This window comes from Enterobacter cloacae complex sp. 677-3DZ2D5B, from assembly GCF_004136695.1.
Lineage (GTDB): Bacteria > Pseudomonadota > Gammaproteobacteria > Enterobacterales > Enterobacteriaceae > Enterobacter > Enterobacter hormaechei_C.
Genome location: NZ_QFLS01000016.1, coordinates 23,926 through 47,655, shown reverse-complemented (window position 1 = coordinate 47,655; position 23,730 = coordinate 23,926). Strand labels below are relative to the sequence as shown.

Below are 23,730 nucleotides of genomic sequence, written 5' to 3'. Positions count from 1 at the left end.
CTCCTTTCCCCTTTAACACTCAGAATATAACGGTTTCGCCGTCCTGAGGAATGCTCACCGCGTCACTTATCTCGTTGGCGTCAACATACTCGCGCAGCGCGCGGCGGGTCAGCAGGCAGTGGTTGATAGCTTCCATATGGGTCGCCACGATTTTCGCCTGCGGCAGCAGGAAATGCACGTTAAGCAGATCTTCTTCCCCCATGATAATCGGCCCAAACCCAATGACATGAGCGTAACCGGCGTTGAGCACGACGATATCCGGCTGGTGCTTTTGCAGATCGGCCGCCACCGCATCGCGCCAGATGGTATCCCCTGCGATATAAAGCGTCTTCTCATCGGGATGACGGAACACCACGCCGCAGGCTTCCCCCAGAAACTCTGCCAGCTCCGGCACGGCGTAAGCGCGGTCAGTACCGTGCTGGCCGCCGTGGGTTTTCACTATCCGGATATCGCCGTATGTTGTTTCCCCGGTCATGATCGTCAGGTTGGTAAATCCCTGGCTGCGCAGCAGCGCGGCATCGCTATCATTTTGCACGTAGATCGGCTTGCCTTTGGCGATCAGCTCAACGGCGTACTGATCCCAGTGATCGGCATGGGTATGGGTGACGATCACCGCGTCAGCATCCAGAAGCGTTTGAACGTCAACGGGAAGCTCGACCATCGGGTTGCGAATATCAGCCCGCGCCGTGCCGGGAAAACCCGGATAAGTGCCTTTTGGCGCCAGCATTGGGTCGATTAAAAAGCGTTTTCCCGCGTAAGTGATCAGTTGGGTGGCATTGCGAATTTGCGTAATGTTCATGGGCTATCCTCCGGTTGGTATGAGAAGGAGAATAGCCCCAGGGTGCCGTTAAGAATGTGGGCCAAAGGGCGATGATCGATGAAATCGGGTCAATCGATAAACCGCTTGCGCACCCTTTCCAGCGGGGCAATCAGCAGATTGATAAGCGGCTTACGATCGATAACGATATCGGCGTTCACCGTCATCCCGCCCATCAGCATGCGCTTTTTCTTGTCCGGGTCGGTAAACCAGGAGGGGACGCGCACTTTAGCCAGGTAGTAGTTCAGCCCTTCCTGGAGCGGGATCAGCGCCGAATGGGCATCAATGTTTACCTCATAGAAATCGGACAGCGTCGCCTCCACGGAACCGTATTTGTCCACGGGCCAGGAGTCGAAGCGCAGCTTGACCTTATCGCCTTTCGCCACGCGCCCCACCCCCGTTGCCGGAACATACAGGTACCCCTCCATCGTCGCCGCGGTATTTTTACGGATCACCACCACCACCTCGCTATTTTGCGTAATGGCCCGGCCAGGCGGGAAGTTAATCGCCACCACGTAACCATCGGCAGGGGCCAGCATCGCCATGGTGGAACTTCCCCGGCTGGACAGGTTGCGATCGATTTCGCTGATGCGGTTTTTCACATACAGCTGCTCTTCGCTCAGAGAGTCAATTTGCGACTGGGTGCTGTCGGTCAGGCTGGTTTTGCGTGCCTCAAGCTCAAGAATAGTGCTCTCCTCCAGCGTCAGGTTGAGCTGCGCATTGAGCACATCATTGTGGCTTTTATCGAGATCCACTCTGGAGACATAGCCCTTCCCGGAGACGGATTTCCACGCCTCGTAGGTGTCGGTGCTGTTTTTTAACAGCGCGCGCAGCTTCTTCACCTTATCGCGGGAAACGGCGATCTGCTTGTCGGTGAGAGCCAGCTGCTGCGCCAGATTTTTGCGATACGACGCAATCGAGTCCTCAATGGCCTGAATGCGCTGCTCGCTGCGCTTCTTCTCCGCTTCCATCTGCTGGCGGTCAAACTGCACCACCGAGCCCTGCTTGCCGCCATAGTCCTGCGACACGGTGAACAGCGGATCGTTTTCCTTCACGTACTGACCGGGCCGGACGGCAAAATCGACAAGGGTACCGGACTCTCTGGCGCGGACTTCCACATCGCCCTGCGCCGGGATCAACACCCCGCGTGCCAGCGTGGTTTCCGAAAAATTAAAGACAATCGCAAAGACCAGCAGGCAGAGAAAAAAGGCGATGAACAAGGTCAGCACGGCTTTCAGCCGTGGCGCGTTGATGTGATAGCTTTTTGAGAAGTGATGCGGGATCAGCGCCCGCCGCTGTCCGCTTCGGTTTTTTAATTTCACGATATGTCATCCATGATAAATCACTGAAAGATCATCCCATGCACTCCAGAGCGTGGGGGTTTTGCGCAGCGCGTTCAGCGTGTCGGCGGCGGCCTGACGGTAATCCTCCGGCGCATACGCCTGACTCTCCAGCCCAAACTCCGCCGCGTGCAGCGAACAGATCGGCAGCAGCGTTCGGACGCTGTAGCCATAGCGCGATAAAAACCGCGTTGAGACGTCCGTTAACCACGCCTTTTGATCCCCTGCCTGGGTGGAGAACAGCGGCGCATCCGGCAGGCGTTCGTCCATCAGCAGCACCGTCACCAGGCGGTGAGGGGCGAAAAACGAGCTGGCGCGTCGGCCTTCGTGCGCGGCCATCAGCTTATGCAGCGCAGGGTGACGGGTAATAAACTGAAAGCGCACATCGGCTGGCGCGGTGGCGAGCAGCGCATCCACGATCAGACCAAAGCCCGCCCAGCGCATGCCCAGTAGCAGGGTGCGAGATGAACTGTAAAATGCCTGCTCCCGCGTCCACTGCGCCACGTACCCGTGCAGATCAAAACGAACGTTGCGCGCCCAAAGCGCGGGCGGGAAGATCTGCTCCACGAAGTTAAACCCGCTCAGCTCATGCGCATTCTGATGCAGAAAATCAGCCGGAACATCGGCCTCCGGGCAGCGCATAAACTGGCTGTAGTTTTGCGTGATCCGGTTTGCCAGCAGCGTGCGCCCGGCCTGGCGCGCGCAGAGTCGCGCATAGAGACGCGGCAAAAGCATCATTGCTCACTCTCCCGCAGGGTGCCGTTTTCCATGGTATAGAGACGCCCCTGACAGCCCACCACGTCCGGCGAGTGGGTGACAAACACCAGGCCAATCCCCAGGCTACGCAGGTTCGCCAGCACTTTCTGCGCGGTCGTTTTATCCAGGTTCGCCGTCACTTCGTCACAGAGCAGAAGCTTAGGCTGGCTGTACAGGGCGCGCGCCAGAACCAGACGCTGCATCTCCCCGGCAGAGAAAAAGGTGTTCCCCGGCAGCATCTCCGTTTCGTAGCCGTGCGGCAGCCGGGCGACGACGTGGTCCACCTCCGCCAGCCGACACGCGGCAATGACCTGCTCTTTATCCGGTGCGCTGTCAAAGCAGGCGATGTTGTCCAGAATCGAGCCGGTGAAGAGAATATCGTCCGCATGGACGATGCGGATGTGCTGACGCAGCGAGGAAAGATCGCACTCCTCAATGGGGATCTTATTGATCCGCAGCGTGCCAGACGATGCCAGCAGCATGCCGGAGATCAGACGCAGCAGCGTGGTTTTTCCCGACCCGCTCTGGCCCACAATCACCGCTTCTTCGCCCTGCTTCAGGGTCATGTTGATATGCTGTAGCGTGGCCTCCCGGCCAGGATAGGCAAATGAGACATCCTCAAATTGCAGACAGACCGGCGAGGTGACAATCCGCTTCCCAAACTGGCTGGTTTCAGAGGGGGCAAACAGCAGGTCGCCCACGCGATCCAGCGGCCCCTTGAGAGCATTTTTGTCCAGCAGCTTCTGCGCCACCTGCACCATGGCATCGGAAAAATAGCGCTTATAGCTGATATAGGCGTAAAGCATCCCGATGCTCATCTGCCCTTCCAGGATCAGCCACGCGCCAAAGCAGACCACCAGCAGCTGCTCGGCATTGATCACCAGCAGCGAAGCCACGTCAAAGCGGGCCAGTAGCCGCTCTTTACGCATCAGCCCGGCGATGTGCTCGCGCTGGGATTTGTCCATCACCGCATCCCGGGCCTGCTCCATGTTGTTCGCTTTGAGCGTTATGATCCCTTTCTGCGTCTCCACTAGCAGGGACTCATACTGGGCGGTGCGCTCGATGGAGTCATCCACCGCGCGTTGATAGGGGCCGATCAGCGAAAAGCGGATCAGGAAAAACACGCCCATCAGCAGCATTGTCAGCAGCGCAATTTTGACGTTATACAGCAGCATAAACAGCAGGCTGGTGACGGCGATCAGGCTGGAAAAGAGAATTTGCACGTAACCATTGCTGATGAACTCCGCGCAGGCGTGGAGCGATTTCTCAATAGCCAGCACGATGCCCGGCGGGCGCGAGCGGAACCAGCTGGTCTGGGTGCGCAGCATGTAGTGGCGCACGGACTGGCTTAAATCGTCATAGGCAATGTTACGCATCAGGATCTCAAGCAGCTGCTTGAGGAATTTACCGATGACTTCAAAGATAAAGACGATAGCGAAGATCGCGGTGAGCAGGATCACCAGATCGCTGTCGCTGCGGGAAATGGCCTCATCCATAATCAGCTGCACGTAGGTGGGGCTTGCCAGCATGGTGATGAGAGTAAAAATACAGAGCACAAACAGCAGCAGCTGGCGCTGGAACAGGCTCGGAGATTTATTGGCTAAACGGCCAAGCGTGAGCGTTTCATCCGGGGATTTCTTTTCGAAGCACGGCGTGGGCTTAAGCTCAAGCACATAGCCGGAAAAGAGTTTTTCCGCCTCTTTCAGACGGTAACGACGCACGCCGCTGGCCGGGTCGTGAACGGTCACGCTGCGGCTGTCGATCTTCACGATGACCACGAAATGGTTGCCGCGCCAGAAGGCGATGAGCGGCAGCTCAGACGTTTCTATTTCAGTGATTTCGCCTTTAAGCACCCGGCCAGACATATTTTTATCGCTGGCAAGGGTCATCAATTCCGCCATTGAGGTTCCCGCATCGGCGGAAACGGAAATCTCCCGGCGCAGCTGGCTGACGGAGACATGGTGGTCGTAGTGCCCCAACACCATCGCCAGGCAGGCCAGTCCACATTCGGTAAATTCATGCTGGCGAATAACAGGGGTCTTACCCTGTTTTTTATACTGAAAGAGCGAAAACATAATGATCCGTGGCTGAAATAAAAAAATGGCCCGGCAATGCGGGCCATGCGTACAACGTGCTTCTCGCTTAGGCGCTGAAGAAACCGCCGATGAAGCCGCCCACCAGGCCGAATACGCCGCCGATGGTGCCGCCCAGCGCGCCTAACATCTGGCTGCCCGCGTTATAGCCCGCGCTTGCGCCCTGAATAGCGGCAGCAAACGGATCCCAACCACCGATGATGGCCTGTGCTTTTTTGAAATCGATAACTTGCATGATACTTTTCCTGTTAACGTGAATTAGTTGTAGCTACCAACCAGCGCGCCCAGGAAGCCCATTGCGCCACCCAGAACTCCGCCAACCACACCGCCAACCATGCCCATGATGCTGGCGCCAGTGTCGTAACCCAGCTGTGCACCTTTAACCAGACCAGCGAACGGGTTTAACGCGCCGCCAATAATGTCTTTCGCTTCTACGAATGAAATCGCTTTCATTTTTATCTCCTGTAGTGATGGATCTTTAGCATGATGCTAAAGGCTAATTTCCTTTTATGAAGGAAAGCGGTTGCTACGGGCAGGTGGTCAGCGGAATGATTTTATTGCCATAAATAATCATCCGCCTTGCAGCCTGCCCGGCATTATCTATTTCCAGCCGTTGCCCCGGTGGAATATATTTTGAATTGTTGTATTGCGTACTGCACCCGACCGAGGAAACATATTTAAAATAGGTATTCCCGGTATTACTCACCACCCCGTTGCTAAACGCATAATCAAAATGTCGTGTCCATGGGCGGACAATCAAAATAGCCTCAAGCGAGACCACCACATCCGACTGGATGCGCTGGCCTTTGCGCGTGATCACCTTTGCCTGGAGCGGCGTCTCGGTGAATTTTACGCGATAGTATCGCTCTTTGTTGTCATGCGGGCCGGTATAATAAAATTTAAAACCCGCGCGTTCACCGCTCCCCAGCGTTAATTGCTTAGGCGAATACATGACTTCGCCGTCTTTTATTTCGGTTTCTTTTCCCTTCTCTTTAGGAACGTCTACCTGAATAAGCGACACGGTATAATTCTGACGCTCGCTGGTATCGTTTTTTATCGGCTGAAAAACAACTTCTCTTTCGGGAAGAAAATCAATATTCAGACTTTCGATAATTAAAGCATTTGCCCCTGTGGAAATGAAGCAATTTATTGCAAAAATAGCCAGGAATTTTCCAGTCATGGTTGATTAATTCCAGGATGCGCTAACATCTATTCTTCCCTGCGCGGTCACTTCACCAAACCAGCTATTTCCGTCATAGGTGGTTTTCGATACCGGATTATCCATAACGAACTGGAGGATCAGCGGTGTTTTCCAGAGCCACATATCGGTCACGCCGGAACTCATTTTGTCCCACTCTTCCGCATGGGTGGCCGGCGCCGGGATCGACAGTACTTCGCCTTTACAGTTGTGCGCCATCAGCGTCTGGCTTTTCCCCACCAGCACGTTGCCCGGAATGGGAACCGTAAAGCCGTTGCCGCTAAAAGCGCAGTAGTCCACCCCATTCAGGCTTTGGGTAGGCCCGGTGACTTTTACCGTGACCGCAATCGCCGCATCTTTTTGCGCCCCGCTGTAGGTGATGGTGTAGGGGATCTCAATGGGCGCTTCGCCGATAATGCCTTTCCCTGAGCCGCCCAGACCGTCAGGATCGAGGGTGTAATCCGGGTTGTCTGGCACAATTTCCAGCCCGGGTTCGATCGGGTTAATCACCAGGCCGCCCCCCGGCTGGAAGCAGAAATCCGCCGCCAGCGAGCTGTTGCCGGGCGTCAGACACAGGCTGACGATATTGCCAATGTTGCTGCCGTCCCCCGCCTGCGCCACGCTCAGAATTAACGCTTTCGGCAAAAAGATTTTAAGGTACGCTTTGCCGCCGTTTTTCTGCGGCGCTGCAAGGAAGGTGTTCGCCAGGACACGCGTATCGCTCAGGATACCGCCGGAGATACTGTACCAGGTGTTTTCATCGAAGGTCAGCTCGGCGGCAAGCCCGGTGCCGCCGCTCATGTGCGATTGCAGCACGCTGTTGACGCGGGAAGAGGTGAGCGCCAGCCCTCCGTTGTAACCGGAGATATCTTCCCCAACAAATGTGTATTCGAGCAGGTCGCACAGGACGCCAGAGACCGTGTTACGGGTGTACTTGGTGCAGGTGGCCCCCGTTGATCCATCGACAATCGTCACCTCGCCGCTGATCGGGTCAATACCCAGGTTAAGCGCTCTGGAGTTGGTCATGGTCAGCGTGCCCACCTTGTGAAGCGTATTGGTGGTGGTCACTTTGTTGATGGAGCTGATTTGCGGCGTGGAGGTGATGGTCACTTCATCCCCTGGCGCGGCGTTGAGCAAATAGTTAAAGAACGGATCGCCCAGTACCCAGCGCCCGTATGACGTGCCGGGCTCCATCACCGGCGGCTTAACCACCATCGACGTGTCGGTATAGCTGGTCGTCGGGGTGTACCCCGTGTTGCCGCAGGACGAGGAACACGCCGTCCCTTTAAAGAACGGAGAAGCGCTGGAACCGGTCACCGAAAAGTCGATAGTTAACGCGCTGCCTGCCGGGCCGTTGAAGCTGTTGTCCGGGATGTAAGTGGCGATACCGTTATTCGTTTTCGCACTCAGGGTCGGCCACTCGCGCGAACCGTGTAAAAACGCGGTCGACGTGCTGTTCAGACTAAACAGCCCTGCGCTGTTTCCCGTACCGTTATTGTCCGGGTTATTAATGGCGAAATAGGGCAGCTCCTGCGCCAGGGCCGCCGCGCTTATCAGCAGTAAATTAAGAGCGAATATCTTTTTCATCGTCACGTTCCTGCGTTCCTTTTGCTTCCTGCCAGACGAAATCGCCTTTGTCGCAGGAGATGTCCCCAAGCCACAGCGCACCGCGGTTAGACTCGATGTCCAGGCGCACTTCGCAGACGCTGTCGTCCGGCGTGGCGATACTCAGGACAGGGTTGTTCTTATCAACGTCGATCACGAAGCGTCCGTCGTTTTCCGTCCGGGTCAGCCCGACGTGGTTTTTGATCTGCATGGCGCCAATCGGGGCCCCGTTTGCATCCACAAGACGACCAAACAGAGTGACGATTTTCTTCACCTGCGGCTTCATCACCACGGTATTGCCCGGATAAACCGTGATATGGCGACGCGCATTCGCGCCAATCTCATAGCTTTCCGTACCGGTTTCACTGTTCATCACTTCCAGGTCATAAGCCTGGTATGCCGGCAGCGACAGCCAGGTCTTATCCCCTTTGATGCGTTCTGCCCGGCCGTTAAGCTTCAGGGTCAGCGCTTCATCAGATTTGAGACCGGTACTGACAATCACCCCTGCGCTTTCGGTGCCTTTCCCGGCGGCGATGGCCTCTTTGGACCAGCCCACGCTGCCGTCACTGGTCAGCGTGGAGTTCCAGCCTTTACTCATGCCGCTCTGGACGCTGAGGATGTTGCTGTTCCACGGCGTGTCGAAGTTCACGCTGCCGCCGCCGCTTACGCTGCGATCCTGGCGGCTATTAAAGGCTTTTGAGACGTTGGCAGTAGCCGATTTCAGGTAATCGCCTTCAAACTGGCGGCTGGCGCTGACGTTCAGCGCCGTGCCGGTATCGCGATTGTGGGAAACGCCAACCGACACGGTATTGCCGAGCGGTATAGCGAAATCGAGCATCACGTAACGATCTTTCTCTTCGTAATACCCGTCGTATTTGTTGCGCGACATTCCCACCCGCAGGCGCGCCGTACCGTAGCGACCGGCGTATAACCCCTGGGAGTAGTCCAGCTGATAGCGTTTATAGCGATAGAGGTCGTCCTCCTGGCGCATCAGGCTCAGGTTGCCCGCCGAGGGCAGACCGAACGACGGCAGGCTAAAGGAGGCGCCCCAGGTATTGCCCTTGCTCTCATAGATATCGAGGAACTTGCCACTGGAGAGCTGTTCATGGGAGTACCACACCGAGCCGATCTGCCACGGCAGGCTGAGATTCGCCCCATAGTTGGCGCGATAGGTTCCGTCGGAGGCGGCCATGGTCTGGGTATTCACCGAGAAATAGCCCGTCAGGTTCAGGGAGGCCCACAGCTCGCTGACGATGTGTTCCCGCATCATGTAGGTGGAGGCGTTCCAGTCGACCATCCCGCTGCGCTTGCTGAACGAGGCTCCCACCAGCGACATGGTGTCTTTATGTTTGGTGTCGTAATCGTAGTAGTAGGTGTTGTCCTGCTCGTTTTTGCGTTTCGCGTATTTTTTATAATTGACGACGGATTTATCGCGGCTATACATCCCGCCCCACATCTGCCAGCGCAGCGTTTCCGACACGTTGCTGGAGAACGGCTTATTTACGGTGTACATGCTACGCGACACGGTGCGGCTTCCGCTCACCACCTCAACTTCGATGCTGTAGATCCCGTAGGGCAGGCTGCTGGTGTCAATTTCATGGTTGCCGACGTCAAAGCGCTGAATGCCGATAAGCTGCCCGTCACGACGAATACGGGCCTCGCCCGCCGTGGGGAAATAGACCACCACCGGCGTCAGAGAGAGCGTGTTATCGCGTTTGCGGGAGTTGGCCTGGTTGCCCATGGAAACGCCGTAGACTTCACCGCCGGAAATCCCGCTGACGCTCGCCAGAGACTGCATCGCCCAGCCGTTCAGCATGCCTGCGGCGTAGCGCATCCCCTGATAGTCGCGCTCCCACATAACCGCATTCATCTGGGTATCGCTGCTGCTCTCGTTGACGTAGCCAGAGCCGTCGATCAGCACATGATCGACGCCCATTGAGATCCAGTTTCTCGCGTTCAGATAGCCCGACGACCAGCTGTCACCGTAGCCGCTCTCGGTGTGATACGCCCCGAGGTTGTAGGAGAACGTGCCGCTCAGGTCGTCAGACTCCGGCGCATCAATGTCCACCTCACGCGGGCGAATATTCACCCCGTAGTCGCTCTGCGACAGATTCAGCAACAGGCGCATTTTTTTCTGATCCAGTTCGAACGCCGAACCCGCGCTAACCGGAATACGCATCTGGTCATCAAACTGCTTATCGTTAATGCTTTGCAGTAACGCCCGCATCTCTTTTGACAGACGAATGCCGTTATCAGACTCCTGGACCTGAACGTCCCTCAGCCCCAGCTTCAGATCTTTTGCAAAGAGCGTCACGTCACCGATACGAACATATTCACTCGCCGTGCCTTCGTGGTTCCCTTGTTGTGCTGAGTGTGGACGCGTATTCACCAGATAGACGGGAATTTTGATCCCCTGCTCCAGCAGTGCATAAAGCGAGTCGGGAAAACGGTAATTAGCGATAACCACGGAGCTTGAGGCTGCATGCGCAAGCGCGGGCAGCGTGCCGGATGCGCAAGCCATCATCACCGGCAACACTAATTTATTTTTCACCATGCATCCTTACTTAACAGGAATGAACTGTTTCAGGTCCCATATTCCGAGATGAAAATGGTTATCCGTAACGTTGATATCCTCGATAGCGCGCGAGGTCTCTGGCATCAGGTAGAAGTTTTTGCTACACGGCGTGCCGGGGGATTCCGGATTCGGCTTCAGGCAGGTCCCGGTCGCATTGACGCGAAACGAGGTGTTCCCTTTATTGGTTATTTTTCCCGCCACATAGACGAAATCAATCTTCTTATCCCGGGGCTGAACCACCAGAATGGTGCTCACCACCGCGCGCGTCATCCCGGTGCCGTTTTTTGGCGAACCGCTGTCCACCTCTTCGCTTACCCCTTCATCCGTGAAGGTAATGCGGTAGTAACGCTCTTTGTTATCGGCGTTCCCGTGATAGTAAAATTTGACGATATTGCTGGTACCGGCGGGCATCACCATGCGCGTGGGCGTCAGCAACAGTTCGTCCACTTTCTCCGGATTAATGACGATCCCTTCATCCATTGGGCTGCTGATCCGCTGTGCGCGAACAGAAACAATACGCACGCTGTCTGCTTCGTTTTTTATTTCCTTGGCGGTGGAGTCAGCATCCGCAGAAATAATGGTGGTGACTTTTCCCACATTAATGGCCAGCGCGGAGGAAGAGATAAATAATAAAAATAAGAAGGCGGATTTGAGGTTAAACATGCTATTTCCCTAAACAGGGGCTTGCGCCCCTGGATCGATCAGGCCTTAGCCCCAGGTTGCGCGGAACGCAACAGACACGGTCCCTTCCCACAGGCTGTTGGTCAGGTCTTTGAACTCTTTCGCCGTACCGGCATTGTCCTGAGCGGAGTCAACGTAGAAGACGAATTTGTCCTGGCCGGTAATTTCGGTATCTGCCGTCGCGCCTGCGCTGGTGGTCAGGTTCCACAGGCCAGAAGAGACGCCGGTGTTAGAAGAGGAATCAACCAGCGTGGTCCATGCGGTTGATTTCGCCCCCACGGTGCCACCGATAGAGCCCAGGTCGTTACCGCCCCAACGCGCACCCACTTTCAGCTTGGTCGCTTCACCACCCACGCTGAACAGCGTGTTGTTTGAATCGTCGAGGATAGCTTCGAGTTTGAAGCTGGTCGCCGTAGAGTGATCGCCACGGATAGCCACATCAAACAGACCGGTGTCGGTGTTGAAAGATTTGGTGTTGGCGCTGTAAACAAAGTTCAGAGCACGCGTTGGCGTAACAACCAGATCGGATTCGCTGTCTTTGGTCGCGGTTGCCTGCCATGTGGCAGAAGCCGTCGTTTCTGCTGCATTAACTGCGCTCAGGGCAGAAACAGACAGCAGGGAGCCCAGAACGATAGCGTTCAGTTTGTTCATTTATTTAGTCCTTCAAAAAAGAATCCACGTGTATAAAAAGGGGAGCCCCTTTTTCGAGGCGGAGTATAGACAGCCGCAAAATAACGAGGCAATACAGAAAAATTCACTCGACGGAGAGCAACAATAAAAATATAAATAAATTTCTCGTATCTTATTGTTACGTATTGAGTAAATTACTCACTTTCCCGAGTAATAGATAAATATCGATTTTTTAATAAAGAGAAATATCAGGACGTCGGGACAGCCACACACATCATTACAGGCAACACCAGCCCCTTAATTAACCACGCATGTTTTTTTACGCTGGTAATATAGAAGAAGTTGATATTATCAAGTAACATTTCGTTTACAACGCCATCCGGCGCCGCATCATCTTCAGATTTATTCAGCTTTTTATCCTTAATATAAAAGATATTGCTTCCATCGACTTTTTCCACGCTGAGCGTGTAATTTCGGTCAATCAGGTAGCTTTTGCCCTCTTTCTTGAGCACGCCTTTATGAATAACCGTCACAACATCTTTGTTGTTAAACAGGAAAAGCGTGGTTAGCGACATATCGGTTGACTCACCCGTGGAATATGTTTTCCAGGAAATGGTATCTGACTGGCAGCCAAACCCCTCATCCTGCGTTCTGGTAAAATAGATCCATAACAACGCGATGACAGACAGCGCCAGTACGATACTGAACAGTACACTCATTTTAGTCCTTGACATATTTTAACTCCCGGTCAGGCTTCTGTAAGAAATGCAGTTCTTATAATCGTCGATACTGTCCTGCTGATAACAGATGGCCAGGAAATAATTTTCTATCTGCGACTTTTTAAACCTGGAATAGTAAGCATCTGCAACCTGATGTTGACAGTCGATATGTTGACTGGCGATGACCTCTTTTACGTGATTAAAGTAGTGCTGTCGCGGCTGATACATATTCTTATCGATCAGGTATACCGTACACCGGTCCACTTTACCGAGCAGATGCATATCAGAATCTTTCAGGCTCTCGGCATAGGAATCCCTTTGGTGCAACAGTAAAACAGCGGTGCCGATAACGGTAATCAGTAATAAGGTGCAGAGAGAAATAAAGAGTCTGTGCAGCGATATTAATTGTTTAGGCGGATCGGCATCTTTCTTATGCGCTAACGTATCGAATGATTCAGAAGCAGATTGTTCACTAAGCGTTGAAACAACCGGCGGCCTGACCGTGTGGTGTTCAATATGCGCGGCAAGGCTAAATCCCTTGCCACGTATCGTTTTTATCAGTAAAGGGTCGCATCCTAATGTACGAAATGCTTTTCTGATTTCACTTATGGCAACATTCAGACTCACCGAAGAACCAGAGAAACCATGATCCTCCCAGACCTTCTTTATCAGGTCGTCTCTGTCGAGAGTTTTACCATTATTGATGATAAGTTCATAAAGCAGACGACCCGCCTGGTTAGATAACTTAATGGATGACTCTTCCTCTCCATTAATCATGATCATACCGGTGTCGACTTCATAAAGCATTGTAAGATCAATGAGATACTTCATATTATTATTACGCCATTGTTAAAATTATGTGCATTTGCCAGGCAATAATAAGTCTAAAGTTTGTGTGGTCAAGTCGCGTGATATTAATTGAGAGATGAATTCATAAAGCTTCATTAATTAACAATTATTAAATCATTAATAAAAATATTTGAACCAACGCATTTAGGTTAAAACATTAAAAAAAACTAACACACAAGATTATAATCTTAAACTTTAGAAATTATTGGAATAATGTTTTGTTATGTACTTTTTTAGTGCAACATAATATCGTCAAAGCATTCTCCCGAGTCGCCATGCGTCTAGCCGGTACATCAGGGACATGTGTAGCCGATTAACATTCATTTTAAATAACACAAATCTTCATGGAGTTTATCATGTTCAAATCGATCATGACCGTATCACTGCTGGCCGCCGCTATTGCCTCTACCAGCGCAGTGGCCGCAGACAATTCGGCGGGTGGTATTATTAACTTTACCGGCGCTATTACCGATACAACCTGTACCATTAACGGCGGTAAAAGCGCAGACTTTACCGTTGCGCTTTCCCCTATTTCGGTAAAAGATGCGGGCACCACGGTTGGCCTGATCACTAAGAATAAAAAATCTATTGCGCTGACTTTCTCAGGTTGTTCACCAGCAGCCGGAACGACCGGCACCCCGCTAAAAGTGTATTTCTCCAGCGCGGATAATATTTCCACTGACGGTAAATACCTGCTGAATAACAGCGTGAACGAAAGCGATGCCAGCGTGGCACGTAATGTCGGTTTTGCGTTAGTGGAGCCAGGTTCGTCTACGCCAATTACCCTGAACCAGCCTTACACCACAGATATTATGGGTACAGCGACCGCGCCAGATTCCGAGACGCTGACGCTGGATGTTTATTATTATAAAACGAACGCCGCTGCCGCCACCGTGGGCGAGTTAAGCTCCAACGTAACGTATACCATTTCCTACCTGTAATAATGATTATTCAGGCTCTGTTTTCGCAGAGCCTGTATTTAAGGTTGCAATCATGCGCAAGGCAATTTTGCTGGCAGGCTTACTGCTAAGCACCGGTCACTCATGGGCCAATATTGTCATTAATGGCACCCGTGTCCTTTATCCTGAAAATAACAAAGAGGTGATCGTCCAGTTAATGAATACGGGCGATGCGCCCGCTCTGGTGCAATCCTGGATAGATGACGGTGATATTAATTCCACGCCGGAAACAGCCAATGTGCCGTTTTTGCTGTCGCCGCCAGTGATAAAGGTTAACGAACATAATGGCCAACAGCTTCGTATTAAAAAGCTGCCGTCCAGCTTGCCTGCGGATCGCGAATCCGTCTTTTTCCTGAATGTTCTCGACATTCCGCCCAGACCTGAAAATCTGCAAAATCAGAATACCGTTCAGCTGGCGATTAAATCCCGTATCAAACTTTTTTACCGGCCCGCTGCGCTGAAAGGCACGCTGGATGACGCGGTGGCGAAACTGACGCTCGCCGCCGAAGGCGATCGCTTTCGCATTACAAATAACAGTCCGTTCCATATTACGGTCGCCAATATTTCGCTGGGTAAAACGAAATTGCTCCAGGAGTCCCCTATGGTTTCCCCGTTTGGGCAGCTGACGGTCGCCGCAAAAAATACGGTTAAGCGCGGACAGACCTTCCAGCTGATGTATGTGGACGATCTTGGCGCGTATAAAACCCGGACTTTCACCAGTCAGTGATCGGAAAGACTCACCATGAAAATGAAACAAAACAGACTCTGTCTGCTGGCAGTCTGCACGCTTCTGCTTTCGCATAAATCAGGGGCCGTCTCGTTTGATCCCTCCCTGCTTGCTGGCGCATCCGGTGAGTCCGATCTGTCTCGCTTTTCCGAAAACAACGCCATGCCTGCCGGCAGTCAGGAGATGGATATCTACGTAAACGGCAGCTGGAAGGGACGTTATACCGTCATCTACGGCGAGCAGCGTGACGACATCCGCATTGCCTGGAAAGATGCCCGGTCGCTTGGCATCAACACCACGTCCGTGCCTGCGCCCGCCATTGCGCACGGGCAGGTTCAGCTGCGCGATCTGGTTCAGGGCGGTGAAGTCAAAACCGATACCAGCACCCTGAGTCTGGCGCTTACCGTTCCGCAGGCGGCCGTGCTGCGTACTGAAGAAGGTTACATTGCCCCCCAGTTCTGGGACGAGGGGATACCGGCGCTGATGCTCTCGTGGAACACGACCTGGTACAACACCCGCGCGAAAGGCGCTGCGAAAGACACAAATGATGATTTTTATGCCGGGCTGGATTCCGGCGCCAACCTGTTCGGCTGGCAGTTTCGCGACAGCAGCGCCTGGCGGAAAACGGCCAGCGGAGAGAGTAGCTGGCAGAATAATACCCGCTACCTGCGCCGTCCCCTGGCCTCGCTGAAATCCAACCTGACGCTGGGTGACTTTTATATTCCTGGCGATCTGTTTGATTCCCTGCGCGTGCGCGGCGTGTCGCTGGCGTCGGACATGAAGATGCGCCCAAATTCACAGCAGGGTTTTTCACCGGTGGTTCACGGCGTGGCACGGACGAACGCCCTGGTGAAAGTTATCCAGAATGGCAACGTGATCTATCAGGAGAATGTGCCGCCGGGCCAGTTTACCCTCGACAGCATTCAGCCTACCGGCTCCGCGGGCGATTTGCTGGTGGTGGTGCGTGAAGCGGACGGTTCACAGCAGTCCTTCACGGTGCCGTTTTCCGCCGTACCCGGGATGCTAAAAGAAGGGGTGAGTCAGTACAGCGTGGTGGCGGGTAAAGTGCATCAGAACACGCTCGATGCCGAACCCGCATTCATGCAGGCCACGCTGCGCTACGGGTTTAATAACCTCATCACCGGGTATACCGGGACGATTATTAGCGATAACTACCAGGCCGGGCTTGTCGGTACCGGGTGGAACCTTCCCTTTGGCGCGGTCTCGTTTGATGTCACCCACGCCAAAACCACCCTACAGGATCGCACCAGCAGCGGTCAGAGTTATCGCGTGTCGTACAGCAAATTTATCGATACCACCGCCACCAACTTCACCCTGGCGGCCTATCGCTATTCCACTAAAGGCTATTACAGCTTCAGCGACGCGCTCTATTCGCGCGAAGGGTATCAGCGCCTGAGAGCGCAGTACGACGACTATGAAGATCGGTTTGGCGTTGCGCCCGACATGTCGCTAAGCACCTGGGACGCCCTGCGCGCGGCGCAGCCCAAGAATACCTTTACGCTTAACCTTAATCAGCGCCTGCTCAATAACTGGGGCACGGTGTTTGTCTCCGGCACACAGCGCGATTACTGGAACTCACAGCAAACCACGCGCGAATACCAGATGGGCTATTCCAACGCCATCGGCCGCGCCAGCTATACCCTGTCGGCCAGCCGGGTACGGAACAGGGACAGTGAAGAAGAGACGCGCCTTTACCTCTCCCTCAGCCTGCCGTTCTCGCTGTTTGATAATAATGCGTGGATCACCTCCAGCCTGACGGCCAGCGATTCGCATTATGAGCAGAGCAATATCAGCATGAGCGGGAACGCGCTGGCGTCGAACCGCCTGAGCTATACCCTCTCCGGCAGTAATGCGCGGGGGGGTAAAAATGCGGCAAGCGTTAACGCCGCGTACCGTTCGAACTTCGCAACACTCGGTGGCTCTTACAGCGAATCCTCCGACTACCGCCAGACCGGGCTCAGCGGACGCGGCAGCCTGGTGGCCTACCCGTGGCACGTTCTCGCCTCAAACGAAACCGGCACAACCATGACTATCGTCGATGCGCCAAAGGCGGAGGGGCTGATGGTGAACGGCGATGAAAGCATTATGACGAACCGCGATGGCGTGGCGCTGGTGCCTTACGCCACCCCGTATCGCAAAAACGCCATTACGTTAACTGAAACTGAAAACAGCGCTGGCGCGGAAGTGATCGGCAATATGGCTAACGTGGCTCCTTACGACGGGGCGGTGAGCTATATCCGCTTTGAAACCGACAAGCGCCAGTCATGGGTACTTCATGCGACGCGCGCCGACGGCAAACCGCTGCCCTTTGGCACCGAAGTGCTGGATGAACATGGTGAATCTGTCGGGTATGTCGGACAGGCCAGCGTACTGTATATCCGTGCTGAACAGCCGCCACGCGCGCTCAACGTGCATCTCCGCGGCGGAAAGTGCGAAATCTCCTCCCCGGCCTGGGGGCTGAACAGCCCCTCATCGGTTTGCCATTAATTACGGATTATCAAAATGTTACGATCATTCATGTTCCTGCTCCTCACCAGCGTTAGCGGGATGAGCTATGCCACCTGCTCCGGCAGCAGCATCGTTTATGGCACACCGATTACCATTGATTTATCGGATAAGCTGAGCCCGGCCACGCCCACATGGACCGGCAGCTTCACCACCCAGTACAGCGGCTCGTTCAACTGTACGACGGGTAATAGCGAATTTTCTTACACGCCGATCCTCTCGACCGACAGCAAATACGCGACCATCCTCGGATTCAGCAACAACAAGTATATGGTGCGGGCGGAGATCACCAATCCCCCGGCCAATAAAACCCTGTCTGCCAGCGGTAGCCATACGGCGTCTGAGCTGAATACACCGTTTACGGTTCGCTTCACCCTCGTTAACCAGAGCGGCACCACCCTGACGGGGGATACGGCGAACATGAGCGACGTTCTGTTCGTCAGCGACATGAGCGGGTTATCTATCTGGGAAATCATCACCTGGCCAATCAATCAGGTCATCAAGATAGCGCAGTGGTTATTCAGCGGGTTCAAGTGGCCTTACGACAACCGCGATATGTTTGGTCAGCCGATGATCATCAAATACGCGCCAAAACTGACTACCTGTTCCTTTGATAATGCGGGGCTGACCGTGGCGCTGCCGACGCTCGGCATTCCCCAGCTCAGTGCATCCTCACAGCCGGGGCTGACGCCTTTTTCACTGAACATGAGCTGTCAGAACGTCGGGGTTAATGGCAATTCCGATCGGGCAATTGAGATGTTTCTGTCCAGCACGCAGCTGCTTTCGACCGACAGCTCGGTGCTGATCGACAGCAGCAGTAGCACGGCGCAGGGCGTGGGGCTCCGCCTGATAAAACGTGACGCCCCGCAAACGCCGGTGACCTTCTCTACCTCGACCACCAGCCGTGGCAACGCCACAATGATCTTCAGCGTGGCGGCTGGCGCGGCGCTGGACGAACATTTCACCCTTCCGATGGCGGCGTACTATTACGTGTGGGCACCCGCCCAGGTGAGCCAGGGTAAGATCAATACATCGGCTACGCTGAATATTATCTACCCCTGATGTGGACTATTCCTCCATCTTTCCAACCGCCTGCACATACTTAATCAGTTCGCTGTGGTTGGAAAGATTCAGCTTTTTCATCGCATTATGCTTCTGCGTCGCAATAGTACTGACCGAACGGTTTCGATGACGGGCAATCTCCGTCGTTGAAAATCCTTCCACAATAAGATGAAGCACCTCCCACTCTCTGGCCGAGAGGATGGAGCGCGCCCGGGAGCCGGACCGCATTACCCGCCTGAGCCACGAAGAGATCGACGGTTTTTGCCCGTCCGCCATGAGCAACGCGGGTAATTCCTTTTTCAGTTCAGTCAATTCATCCTGCTGACTGATGGTTAATTCAAATTTCATCTCCAGAACTTTTTTTAACAGCCCGTAAGGCAGCTCGGGCACCAACAGAACACGCCTGACGTGATGGGTTTTACATAAAGATGTAAAACGGCTGCTGACCTCCGCACTCCACTCTTTATGATTAAGCAGATAATTAAATTCAGTGAAGAAAACATCCACGTTATTATCCGCCACCGCCGCCAGCGCCTGTTCTGTGGAATCGACCTGAGTAATGTTCAGTACGTAATCGGGTAAAAGATCCTGGAGCGCCCGGAATATTATCTCTTTAAATATATTTATTTTGTAAAACACCATTACCCTTACGATACGTTCAGTATTATTCATGTCTTTTCTAAATTCTCGTGACCGGAGGAAAATGATAATAGTTTATGTACTCACCACTCACAACCTCTTCGCGCCAGGATTTTATCCTTCTCAGGCTTAAAAATCTGAACAAGGACATTAAATTCATAGAAAAAATTCTATTTTATTCTGCGCGCCGTTTCCCCTTGCAGATAAAGCCTTGTCGATAACTCTGCCACGATCACAATTTTTCTTACAGGAATAGCATTAAGCCACTGAAAAATCGGTGGATTAACCCCATTAATTAACCGCCCGATGCTTATTATCCGCTCATTTACAGAATAAAAATCTGGCATGAATATTATTAGAAGATTAAAACAATTGCATATACCATTAAAACCCTTTTTCAATTTTATCTTCCTCTAATAATTGGCATCAGCTTTACTCGACGGTTTGTATTGGCTTACATTGATGCCATCGCATCGCGTTATTTAAAAAAGTGCTCGCTATTCTTTTAATAAGAGAGTGCGAACCGCCATTTTCTCTTATATGGACTGTTTACTCAGCGAAAGGAGAATGCCAATGCAAAATAAAAAAACAATTCACGTTGCCGTTGTTGACAGCTGCGAATTCACGATGATTGGCCTGCAATCGCTTGGAAAGCGTGAGCCTGATGAAAAACACGACGTTATTTTCCATGGGTTTACCCATATCGAAGAACTTGCTATGAGTGAACAACTCTTTGATATCATCATTTATGATCCGTTGAATACGCGTCATTTCCGGGTGACGACGAATGACGACATTCTCTGTATTAAACAGAAACAAGTGACAGCGAAGATCTATATCTATTCGTTATCCGCCGGCTATTTGAAATTCAAACATGTTGATGGAGTCATCAGCAAAAGAGTCTCCCTGGGGGATATCAAAGCGCTGTGGCAAATACTGATGAGCCAGACGCCGCAAGAGTCTGGCCGTTACAACGTAGGCATGACGACCCGCTTACGCACCCCGGCGAGGCTGTCCAGCGAGGAGGCAAGCGTATTGCGCGGCTATTCCTGTAATCTCAAAACCAAGCAAATCGCCCGTCAGCTGGGGTGTAACGTCAGGCTGGTTTACTTTTATAAGAACAACGCCATGAACAAGCTTAAGGCCGTGCGTGGTCCCTCGTTTTACCAGAGCATTCGCTGGATCCTGAATTAAAAATTTGACCGTGTGTCGTTTGCCTTTTGTTCCCGTGTCCGCGGGAACCTTTTTTCATTTCCTGAAGGCTGTTCCATGTATACCGTTCTTCCCTCTCCCCTGTTGCAACGTATCTCAGGGCTGCGATTCCAGCCGCTTGTCGATCTTCATTCGGGCCAGGTGTTCGCGCATGAAGTTCTCGTGGAGATCCATAACGTCAATCTTGAGGTGCTGTTTGCCTCGCTGCCCTCGCGCAGCGCGCTGCAAATCTTCTTCTGGCAGGCCAACACCCTGTTACAGATACCCGCCCGGGACGCTTACTGGCTAAACCTTCCGGCAGAACACCTTCTCAACGAACGCGCTATCCGGTTGTTGCTGGCGTTACGCCATCAGCAGCGGTTAACGATTGAAATTCAGGATCCCCTCACCATCACACGGCTGAGCGAGGATGAGCAACGTCGCCTTCATGCCACGCTTGTTCGGTTAAAAGAGGCGGGATGGCAAATCTGGCTGGACGATTTAACCCGGGAGTTGGCGGAGGCGTTCGCGCGACTTGCGCTGCCGCTGGATGGGGTGAAAATTGACCGCTCAGCGCTGCGCGAGCGCGCGCCGCTTGCCCCGTTTGTACAGGAGGTCAGGGCAGGTATCGCGCAATCAATTCTTATAGAAGGCATCGAAAACTCGCGGGATCTGGCGCGCGCCCGCGCGTCCGGCGCACAGTCTGGTCAGGGTTTTCTGTGGCCCGAAAGCCGAACCGATGCCCGCGTAACGCTTTGACGGCCAGCGGAGCGCTGGCCTTTTTACCGGGGCTTACCAGCCCGGCACCGCGCCACCGTTAAAAAGGGTCTCTGCCGCTTTCGCCACTTCCGGCGACTGATAGGACTGGATAAATTCCTTCACGTTTTCAGCGTCTTTGTTGTCTTCACGCGTGACCACAATATTCACATAGGGTGAGTTTTTGTCTTCAATAAAGACGCTGTCGTGTACCGGAGACAGCCCCGTTTGCTGGAGATAGGTGGTACTGATGATGGCCACATCCACTTTCGGATCGTCCAGCACGCGCGGCAGCTGCGCCCCTTCCAGCTCCATAATCTGTAAGTTTTTCGGGTTCGCGATAATATCCAGCGCCGTTGGCAGCAGGCCAACATCCGGTTTAAGGGTAATCAGCTTCTCTTTTTGCAGCAGCAACAGCGCGCGACCAAGGTTGGTGGGATCGTTTGGAATCGCAATGGTTGCGCCGTCCTTCAGCTCAGACACCGATTTAATCTTTCGGGAGTAACCCGCCATCGGGAAGACGAAGGTATTGGCCACGGCGACCAGCTTGTAATTGTGCGCCTTGTTATCTTCTGCAAGGAAAGGGCGATGCTGGAAGACGTTGGCGTCCAGTTCGCCCTGGTTGGTGGCATCGTTGGGTAGCAGCGAGCCGCTAAAGCCCACCAGCTCAACATCCAGACCGTATTTTTCCTTTGCCACCTTTTTGGCGACTTCCGCCACGTCCTGCTCAGCGCCATTGATTACGCCGACTTTAATGTGTCTGGCATCATTGCCGCCCTGGTCACAGCCCGCGAGCAGCAGGCCAGTCAGGAGAAGCACACCCATTCGAAGTTTCACGAGACAGTTCCTTTTGAAAGACGTTTTGAAGACTATATCGACAACGAGACGGCAGGCTAAAAAACGAAAAGGAATCAGTAAGACGGTTAAGTTATATGCGGCCTGTTGCCGGGTGGCGCTGCGCTTACCCGGCCTACGTGACGGGGGAAGTGTAGGCCCGGTAAGCGTAGCGCCACCGGGCGATGGGCATCAGGCTACGGTAGTCCAGGCGCAAGCAGAACCGCTAACCTCACGCCTGCCGACGCAGCGGCGCTTCGCGCAAAAACCACGACAACACAAACGCCAGCACCATAATCCCCGCCGCCAGCATGAACACCGCATGGATCGCCGAGCCGAACGCATCCAGATAGTCCAGACGCAGGGCATCAGGCAGATGGTGTATGGCAACGGGATTAAGTTCACGCGGCAGTTCCGCCCCTTCAGGCAGCCTGTCGATCAGACCTGATTGCAGAATATGGGTGAACACCGCGCCAAACAGCGCAACGCCAATCGCCCCGCCAATGGAGCGGAACAGCGTCACCCCAGACGTCGCGACGCCGTATTGATCGGCTGACACGCTGTTTTGCACCGCCAGCACCAGCACCTGCATCACCAGTCCCAGCCCCATGCCCAGCACGCCGGTAAACAGGTAAAGCTGCCAGGTTGGAGAGGTGATTGAAATGCGCGTCAGTAACATCATCCCCACCACGCCGAGCAGCGTGCCGAGGATCGGGAACAGACGATATTTCCCGGTACGGCTGATGATGCGCCCGCTGATGATGGAGGTGAGCAACAGCCCCCCCATCAGGGGGATGAGCTGCAAACCGGCCTGCGTCGGCGTGGCGTCTTTTACCACCTGTAAATAGAGCGGCAGGAAAGTGACGGAGCCAAACAGCGACATGCCGATAATAAAACCGATCAGGCTACAGAGCAGGAAGCTGCGGTCGCGGAAGAGCGACAGCGGGATAATCGGCTCCCACGCCAGCCGCTCTTCGTAGATAAACCCGGCGATCCCCGTCAGGCCGAAGGCCAGAATGCACCACAGCTGCGGGTCGCTCCATTGGCGGATCGTCCCCCCCTCGGTGGTAAACAGAATGATGCACAGCAACGCCATGCTGAGGTAAATCGCCCCCAGGTAATCAATCTCATGCTTGCTGCGCCGCGCGCTGCCGTGGAAAACCGCGCCAATCACCAGCAGCGCAAACAGCCCCAGCGGCAGGTTGATGTAGAAAATCCAGCGCCAGGATGCGTGCTGAACGATAAACCCGCCGATCAGCGGCCCTATCACCGTCGCCAGGCCAAACACGCCGCCAAACAGCCCCTGATAGCGACCCCGATCGGCAGGCGGGATCACGTCCGCCACGGCAGCCATGCTGATCACCATCAGACCCCCGCCCCCCAGCCCTTGCAGGGCGCGCATCAGCACCAGCTGGGTCATGTTCTGCGCCAGACCGCACAGCGCGGACCCCACAAGGAACAGCACAATCGCGATTTGCAGAACGATTTTTCGGCCAAACAGATCGCCGAATTTGCCGTACAGCGGCACCACGATGGTCGAACTGAGGATATAGGCCGTTACCACCCACGAGAGTTTATCCAGCCCGCCCAGCTCACCCACGATAGTCGGCAGCGCGGTGGAAACAATGGTTTGATCCAGCGCCGAGAGCAGCATCACCAGCAGGAGTGCGCTGAACAGCAGCTTAATCGACGGCGCCTTTTTCGCAGGTTGAGTCATTACGTCGGACTCCATAAGACATCACTTGAAATTAATTAATCGTATAATTAATATTT

22 protein-coding genes are annotated in these 23,730 nt (G+C 53.8%); 6 read left to right on the top strand and 16 right to left on the bottom strand.

Features of this window, described 5'->3' with window-relative positions; translation table 11 throughout:
• Positions 1 to 19: 19 nt before the first annotated feature.
• The 13 genes from DD597_RS20285 to DD597_RS20225 form a co-directional block, all read right to left on the bottom strand.
• The gene (locus DD597_RS20285) at positions 20 to 799 is read right to left on the bottom strand and encodes an MBL fold metallo-hydrolase (RefSeq protein ID WP_022650121.1); all 780 of its coding nucleotides are present in this window, start codon (positions 797 to 799) and stop codon (positions 20 to 22) included.
• Between the two features lie 89 nt (positions 800 to 888).
• Positions 889 to 2,139, bottom strand: a complete 1,251-nt coding sequence (locus DD597_RS20280) for an HlyD family secretion protein (RefSeq protein ID WP_129256541.1) — start codon at positions 2,137 to 2,139, stop codon at positions 889 to 891.
• Positions 2,140 to 2,145: 6 nt separating this feature from the next.
• Positions 2,146 to 2,895 (bottom strand): hypothetical protein, encoded by a 750-nt coding sequence (locus tag DD597_RS20275; protein ID WP_045332981.1) that lies wholly within the window; start codon positions 2,893 to 2,895, stop codon positions 2,146 to 2,148.
• A complete protein-coding gene (locus DD597_RS20270; RefSeq protein WP_045332982.1) occupies positions 2,892 to 4,988 on the bottom strand; it encodes a peptidase domain-containing ABC transporter in 2,097 nt (698 codons plus the stop codon). Before DD597_RS20270 ends, DD597_RS20275 begins: the two co-directional genes overlap by 4 nt.
• A 67-nt stretch (positions 4,989 to 5,055) precedes the next feature.
• Positions 5,056 to 5,241 carry a hypothetical protein gene (locus tag DD597_RS20265; RefSeq protein ID WP_001196016.1) on the bottom strand — a complete coding sequence of 62 codons (186 nt, stop codon included), beginning with the start codon at positions 5,239 to 5,241 and terminating at the stop codon, positions 5,056 to 5,058.
• Between the two features lie 23 nt (positions 5,242 to 5,264).
• Positions 5,265 to 5,459: a hypothetical protein gene (locus tag DD597_RS20260; RefSeq protein WP_022646586.1), complete on the bottom strand. Its 195-nt coding sequence runs from the start codon at positions 5,457 to 5,459 to the stop codon at positions 5,265 to 5,267.
• 73 nt (positions 5,460 to 5,532) lie between these two features.
• Positions 5,533 to 6,186, bottom strand: coding sequence for a hypothetical protein (locus DD597_RS20255; RefSeq protein ID WP_006812468.1), 654 nt, complete (start codon positions 6,184 to 6,186; stop codon positions 5,533 to 5,535).
• 6 nt (positions 6,187 to 6,192) lie between these two features.
• A complete protein-coding gene (locus DD597_RS20250; protein ID WP_048210827.1) occupies positions 6,193 to 7,791 on the bottom strand; it encodes a hypothetical protein in 1,599 nt (532 codons plus the stop codon).
• On the bottom strand, positions 7,769 to 10,363 hold the full coding sequence (locus DD597_RS20245) for a CS1-pili formation C-terminal domain-containing protein (protein ID WP_032634353.1): 2,595 nt from the start codon (positions 10,361 to 10,363) through the stop codon (positions 7,769 to 7,771). Before DD597_RS20245 ends, DD597_RS20250 begins: the two co-directional genes overlap by 23 nt.
• Before the next feature lie 6 nt (positions 10,364 to 10,369).
• Positions 10,370 to 11,047, bottom strand: a complete 678-nt coding sequence (locus DD597_RS20240; protein WP_022650117.1) for a hypothetical protein — start codon at positions 11,045 to 11,047, stop codon at positions 10,370 to 10,372.
• 45 nt (positions 11,048 to 11,092) lie between these two features.
• Positions 11,093 to 11,716, bottom strand: coding sequence for a common pilus major fimbrillin subunit EcpA (locus DD597_RS20235; protein ID WP_048209840.1), 624 nt, complete (start codon positions 11,714 to 11,716; stop codon positions 11,093 to 11,095).
• Positions 11,717 to 11,943: 227 nt separating this feature from the next.
• Positions 11,944 to 12,414, bottom strand: a complete 471-nt coding sequence (locus tag DD597_RS20230) for a hypothetical protein (protein WP_003860998.1) — start codon at positions 12,412 to 12,414, stop codon at positions 11,944 to 11,946.
• Between the two features lie 18 nt (positions 12,415 to 12,432).
• Positions 12,433 to 13,245: a winged helix-turn-helix domain-containing protein gene (locus DD597_RS20225; protein ID WP_022650116.1), complete on the bottom strand. Its 813-nt coding sequence runs from the start codon at positions 13,243 to 13,245 to the stop codon at positions 12,433 to 12,435.
• Between the two features lie 374 nt (positions 13,246 to 13,619).
• On the opposite strand from DD597_RS20225, the gene DD597_RS20220 reads away from it, so the two are divergent.
• Genes DD597_RS20220 through DD597_RS20205 form a run of 4 tightly spaced genes read left to right on the top strand, consistent with a single transcriptional unit; the run spans position 13,620 to position 18,537 of the window.
• A complete protein-coding gene (locus DD597_RS20220; protein ID WP_022646579.1) occupies positions 13,620 to 14,204 on the top strand; it encodes a fimbrial protein in 585 nt (194 codons plus the stop codon).
• Positions 14,205 to 14,256: 52 nt separating this feature from the next.
• Positions 14,257 to 14,949: a molecular chaperone gene (locus tag DD597_RS20215; protein WP_001223973.1), complete on the top strand. Its 693-nt coding sequence runs from the start codon at positions 14,257 to 14,259 to the stop codon at positions 14,947 to 14,949.
• A gap of 15 nt (positions 14,950 to 14,964) precedes the next feature.
• A complete protein-coding gene (locus DD597_RS20210; protein ID WP_023323937.1) occupies positions 14,965 to 17,457 on the top strand; it encodes a fimbria/pilus outer membrane usher protein in 2,493 nt (830 codons plus the stop codon).
• 15 nt (positions 17,458 to 17,472) lie between these two features.
• Positions 17,473 to 18,537: a fimbrial protein gene (locus tag DD597_RS20205; protein ID WP_129256540.1), complete on the top strand. Its 1,065-nt coding sequence runs from the start codon at positions 17,473 to 17,475 to the stop codon at positions 18,535 to 18,537.
• Between the two features lie 6 nt (positions 18,538 to 18,543).
• Here the strand turns inward: DD597_RS20205 and DD597_RS20200 are convergent, their stop codons facing one another.
• Positions 18,544 to 19,179 carry a LuxR C-terminal-related transcriptional regulator gene (locus tag DD597_RS20200; RefSeq protein WP_015570092.1) on the bottom strand — a complete coding sequence of 212 codons (636 nt, stop codon included), beginning with the start codon at positions 19,177 to 19,179 and terminating at the stop codon, positions 18,544 to 18,546.
• Positions 19,180 to 19,749: 570 nt separating this feature from the next.
• On the opposite strand from DD597_RS20200, the gene DD597_RS20195 reads away from it, so the two are divergent.
• Both DD597_RS20195 and DD597_RS20190 read left to right on the top strand, forming a co-directional pair.
• On the top strand, positions 19,750 to 20,370 hold the full coding sequence (locus DD597_RS20195) for a LuxR C-terminal-related transcriptional regulator (RefSeq protein WP_015570093.1): 621 nt from the start codon (positions 19,750 to 19,752) through the stop codon (positions 20,368 to 20,370).
• A gap of 75 nt (positions 20,371 to 20,445) precedes the next feature.
• A complete protein-coding gene (locus DD597_RS20190; protein ID WP_015570094.1) occupies positions 20,446 to 21,126 on the top strand; it encodes an EAL domain-containing protein in 681 nt (226 codons plus the stop codon).
• A 33-nt stretch (positions 21,127 to 21,159) separates the two neighbouring features.
• Here the strand turns inward: DD597_RS20190 and nlpA are convergent, their stop codons facing one another.
• Both nlpA and DD597_RS20180 read right to left on the bottom strand, forming a co-directional pair.
• Positions 21,160 to 21,960, bottom strand: a complete 801-nt coding sequence (gene nlpA, locus DD597_RS20185; protein WP_063137071.1) for a lipoprotein NlpA — start codon at positions 21,958 to 21,960, stop codon at positions 21,160 to 21,162.
• Between the two features lie 229 nt (positions 21,961 to 22,189).
• Positions 22,190 to 23,689 carry an MDR family MFS transporter gene (locus DD597_RS20180; RefSeq protein ID WP_032608159.1) on the bottom strand — a complete coding sequence of 500 codons (1,500 nt, stop codon included), beginning with the start codon at positions 23,687 to 23,689 and terminating at the stop codon, positions 22,190 to 22,192.
• Between the last annotated feature and the right edge of the window lie 41 nt (positions 23,690 to 23,730).

What these genes read in the sequence shown, in the direction of transcription:
- DD597_RS20245 (WP_032634353.1), bottom strand. Translation starts at nt 10,363, where the DNA reads ATGGTGAAAAATAAATTAGTGTTGCCGGTGATGATGGCTTGCGCATCC.
- DD597_RS20275 (WP_045332981.1), bottom strand. Translation starts at nt 2,895, where the DNA reads ATGATGCTTTTGCCGCGTCTCTATGCGCGACTCTGCGCGCGCCAGGCC.
- DD597_RS20195 (WP_015570093.1), top strand. Translation starts at nt 19,750, where the DNA reads ATGCAAAATAAAAAAACAATTCACGTTGCCGTTGTTGACAGCTGCGAA.
- DD597_RS20255 (WP_006812468.1), bottom strand. Translation starts at nt 6,186, where the DNA reads ATGACTGGAAAATTCCTGGCTATTTTTGCAATAAATTGCTTCATTTCC.
- DD597_RS20235 (WP_048209840.1), bottom strand. Translation starts at nt 11,716, where the DNA reads ATGAACAAACTGAACGCTATCGTTCTGGGCTCCCTGCTGTCTGTTTCT.
- DD597_RS20250 (WP_048210827.1), bottom strand. Translation starts at nt 7,791, where the DNA reads ATGAAAAAGATATTCGCTCTTAATTTACTGCTGATAAGCGCGGCGGCC.
- DD597_RS20190 (WP_015570094.1), top strand. Translation starts at nt 20,446, where the DNA reads ATGTATACCGTTCTTCCCTCTCCCCTGTTGCAACGTATCTCAGGGCTG.
- DD597_RS20220 (WP_022646579.1), top strand. Translation starts at nt 13,620, where the DNA reads ATGTTCAAATCGATCATGACCGTATCACTGCTGGCCGCCGCTATTGCC.
- DD597_RS20215 (WP_001223973.1), top strand. Translation starts at nt 14,257, where the DNA reads ATGCGCAAGGCAATTTTGCTGGCAGGCTTACTGCTAAGCACCGGTCAC.
- DD597_RS20260 (WP_022646586.1), bottom strand. Translation starts at nt 5,459, where the DNA reads ATGAAAGCGATTTCATTCGTAGAAGCGAAAGACATTATTGGCGGCGCG.
- DD597_RS20270 (WP_045332982.1), bottom strand. Translation starts at nt 4,988, where the DNA reads ATGTTTTCGCTCTTTCAGTATAAAAAACAGGGTAAGACCCCTGTTATT.
- DD597_RS20230 (WP_003860998.1), bottom strand. Translation starts at nt 12,414, where the DNA reads ATGAGTGTACTGTTCAGTATCGTACTGGCGCTGTCTGTCATCGCGTTG.
- DD597_RS20225 (WP_022650116.1), bottom strand. Translation starts at nt 13,245, where the DNA reads ATGAAGTATCTCATTGATCTTACAATGCTTTATGAAGTCGACACCGGT.
- DD597_RS20240 (WP_022650117.1), bottom strand. Translation starts at nt 11,047, where the DNA reads ATGTTTAACCTCAAATCCGCCTTCTTATTTTTATTATTTATCTCTTCC.
- DD597_RS20285 (WP_022650121.1), bottom strand. Translation starts at nt 799, where the DNA reads ATGAACATTACGCAAATTCGCAATGCCACCCAACTGATCACTTACGCG.
- DD597_RS20200 (WP_015570092.1), bottom strand. Translation starts at nt 19,179, where the DNA reads ATGGTGTTTTACAAAATAAATATATTTAAAGAGATAATATTCCGGGCG.
- DD597_RS20265 (WP_001196016.1), bottom strand. Translation starts at nt 5,241, where the DNA reads ATGCAAGTTATCGATTTCAAAAAAGCACAGGCCATCATCGGTGGTTGG.
- DD597_RS20180 (WP_032608159.1), bottom strand. Translation starts at nt 23,689, where the DNA reads ATGGAGTCCGACGTAATGACTCAACCTGCGAAAAAGGCGCCGTCGATT.
- DD597_RS20205 (WP_129256540.1), top strand. Translation starts at nt 17,473, where the DNA reads ATGTTACGATCATTCATGTTCCTGCTCCTCACCAGCGTTAGCGGGATG.
- DD597_RS20210 (WP_023323937.1), top strand. Translation starts at nt 14,965, where the DNA reads ATGAAAATGAAACAAAACAGACTCTGTCTGCTGGCAGTCTGCACGCTT.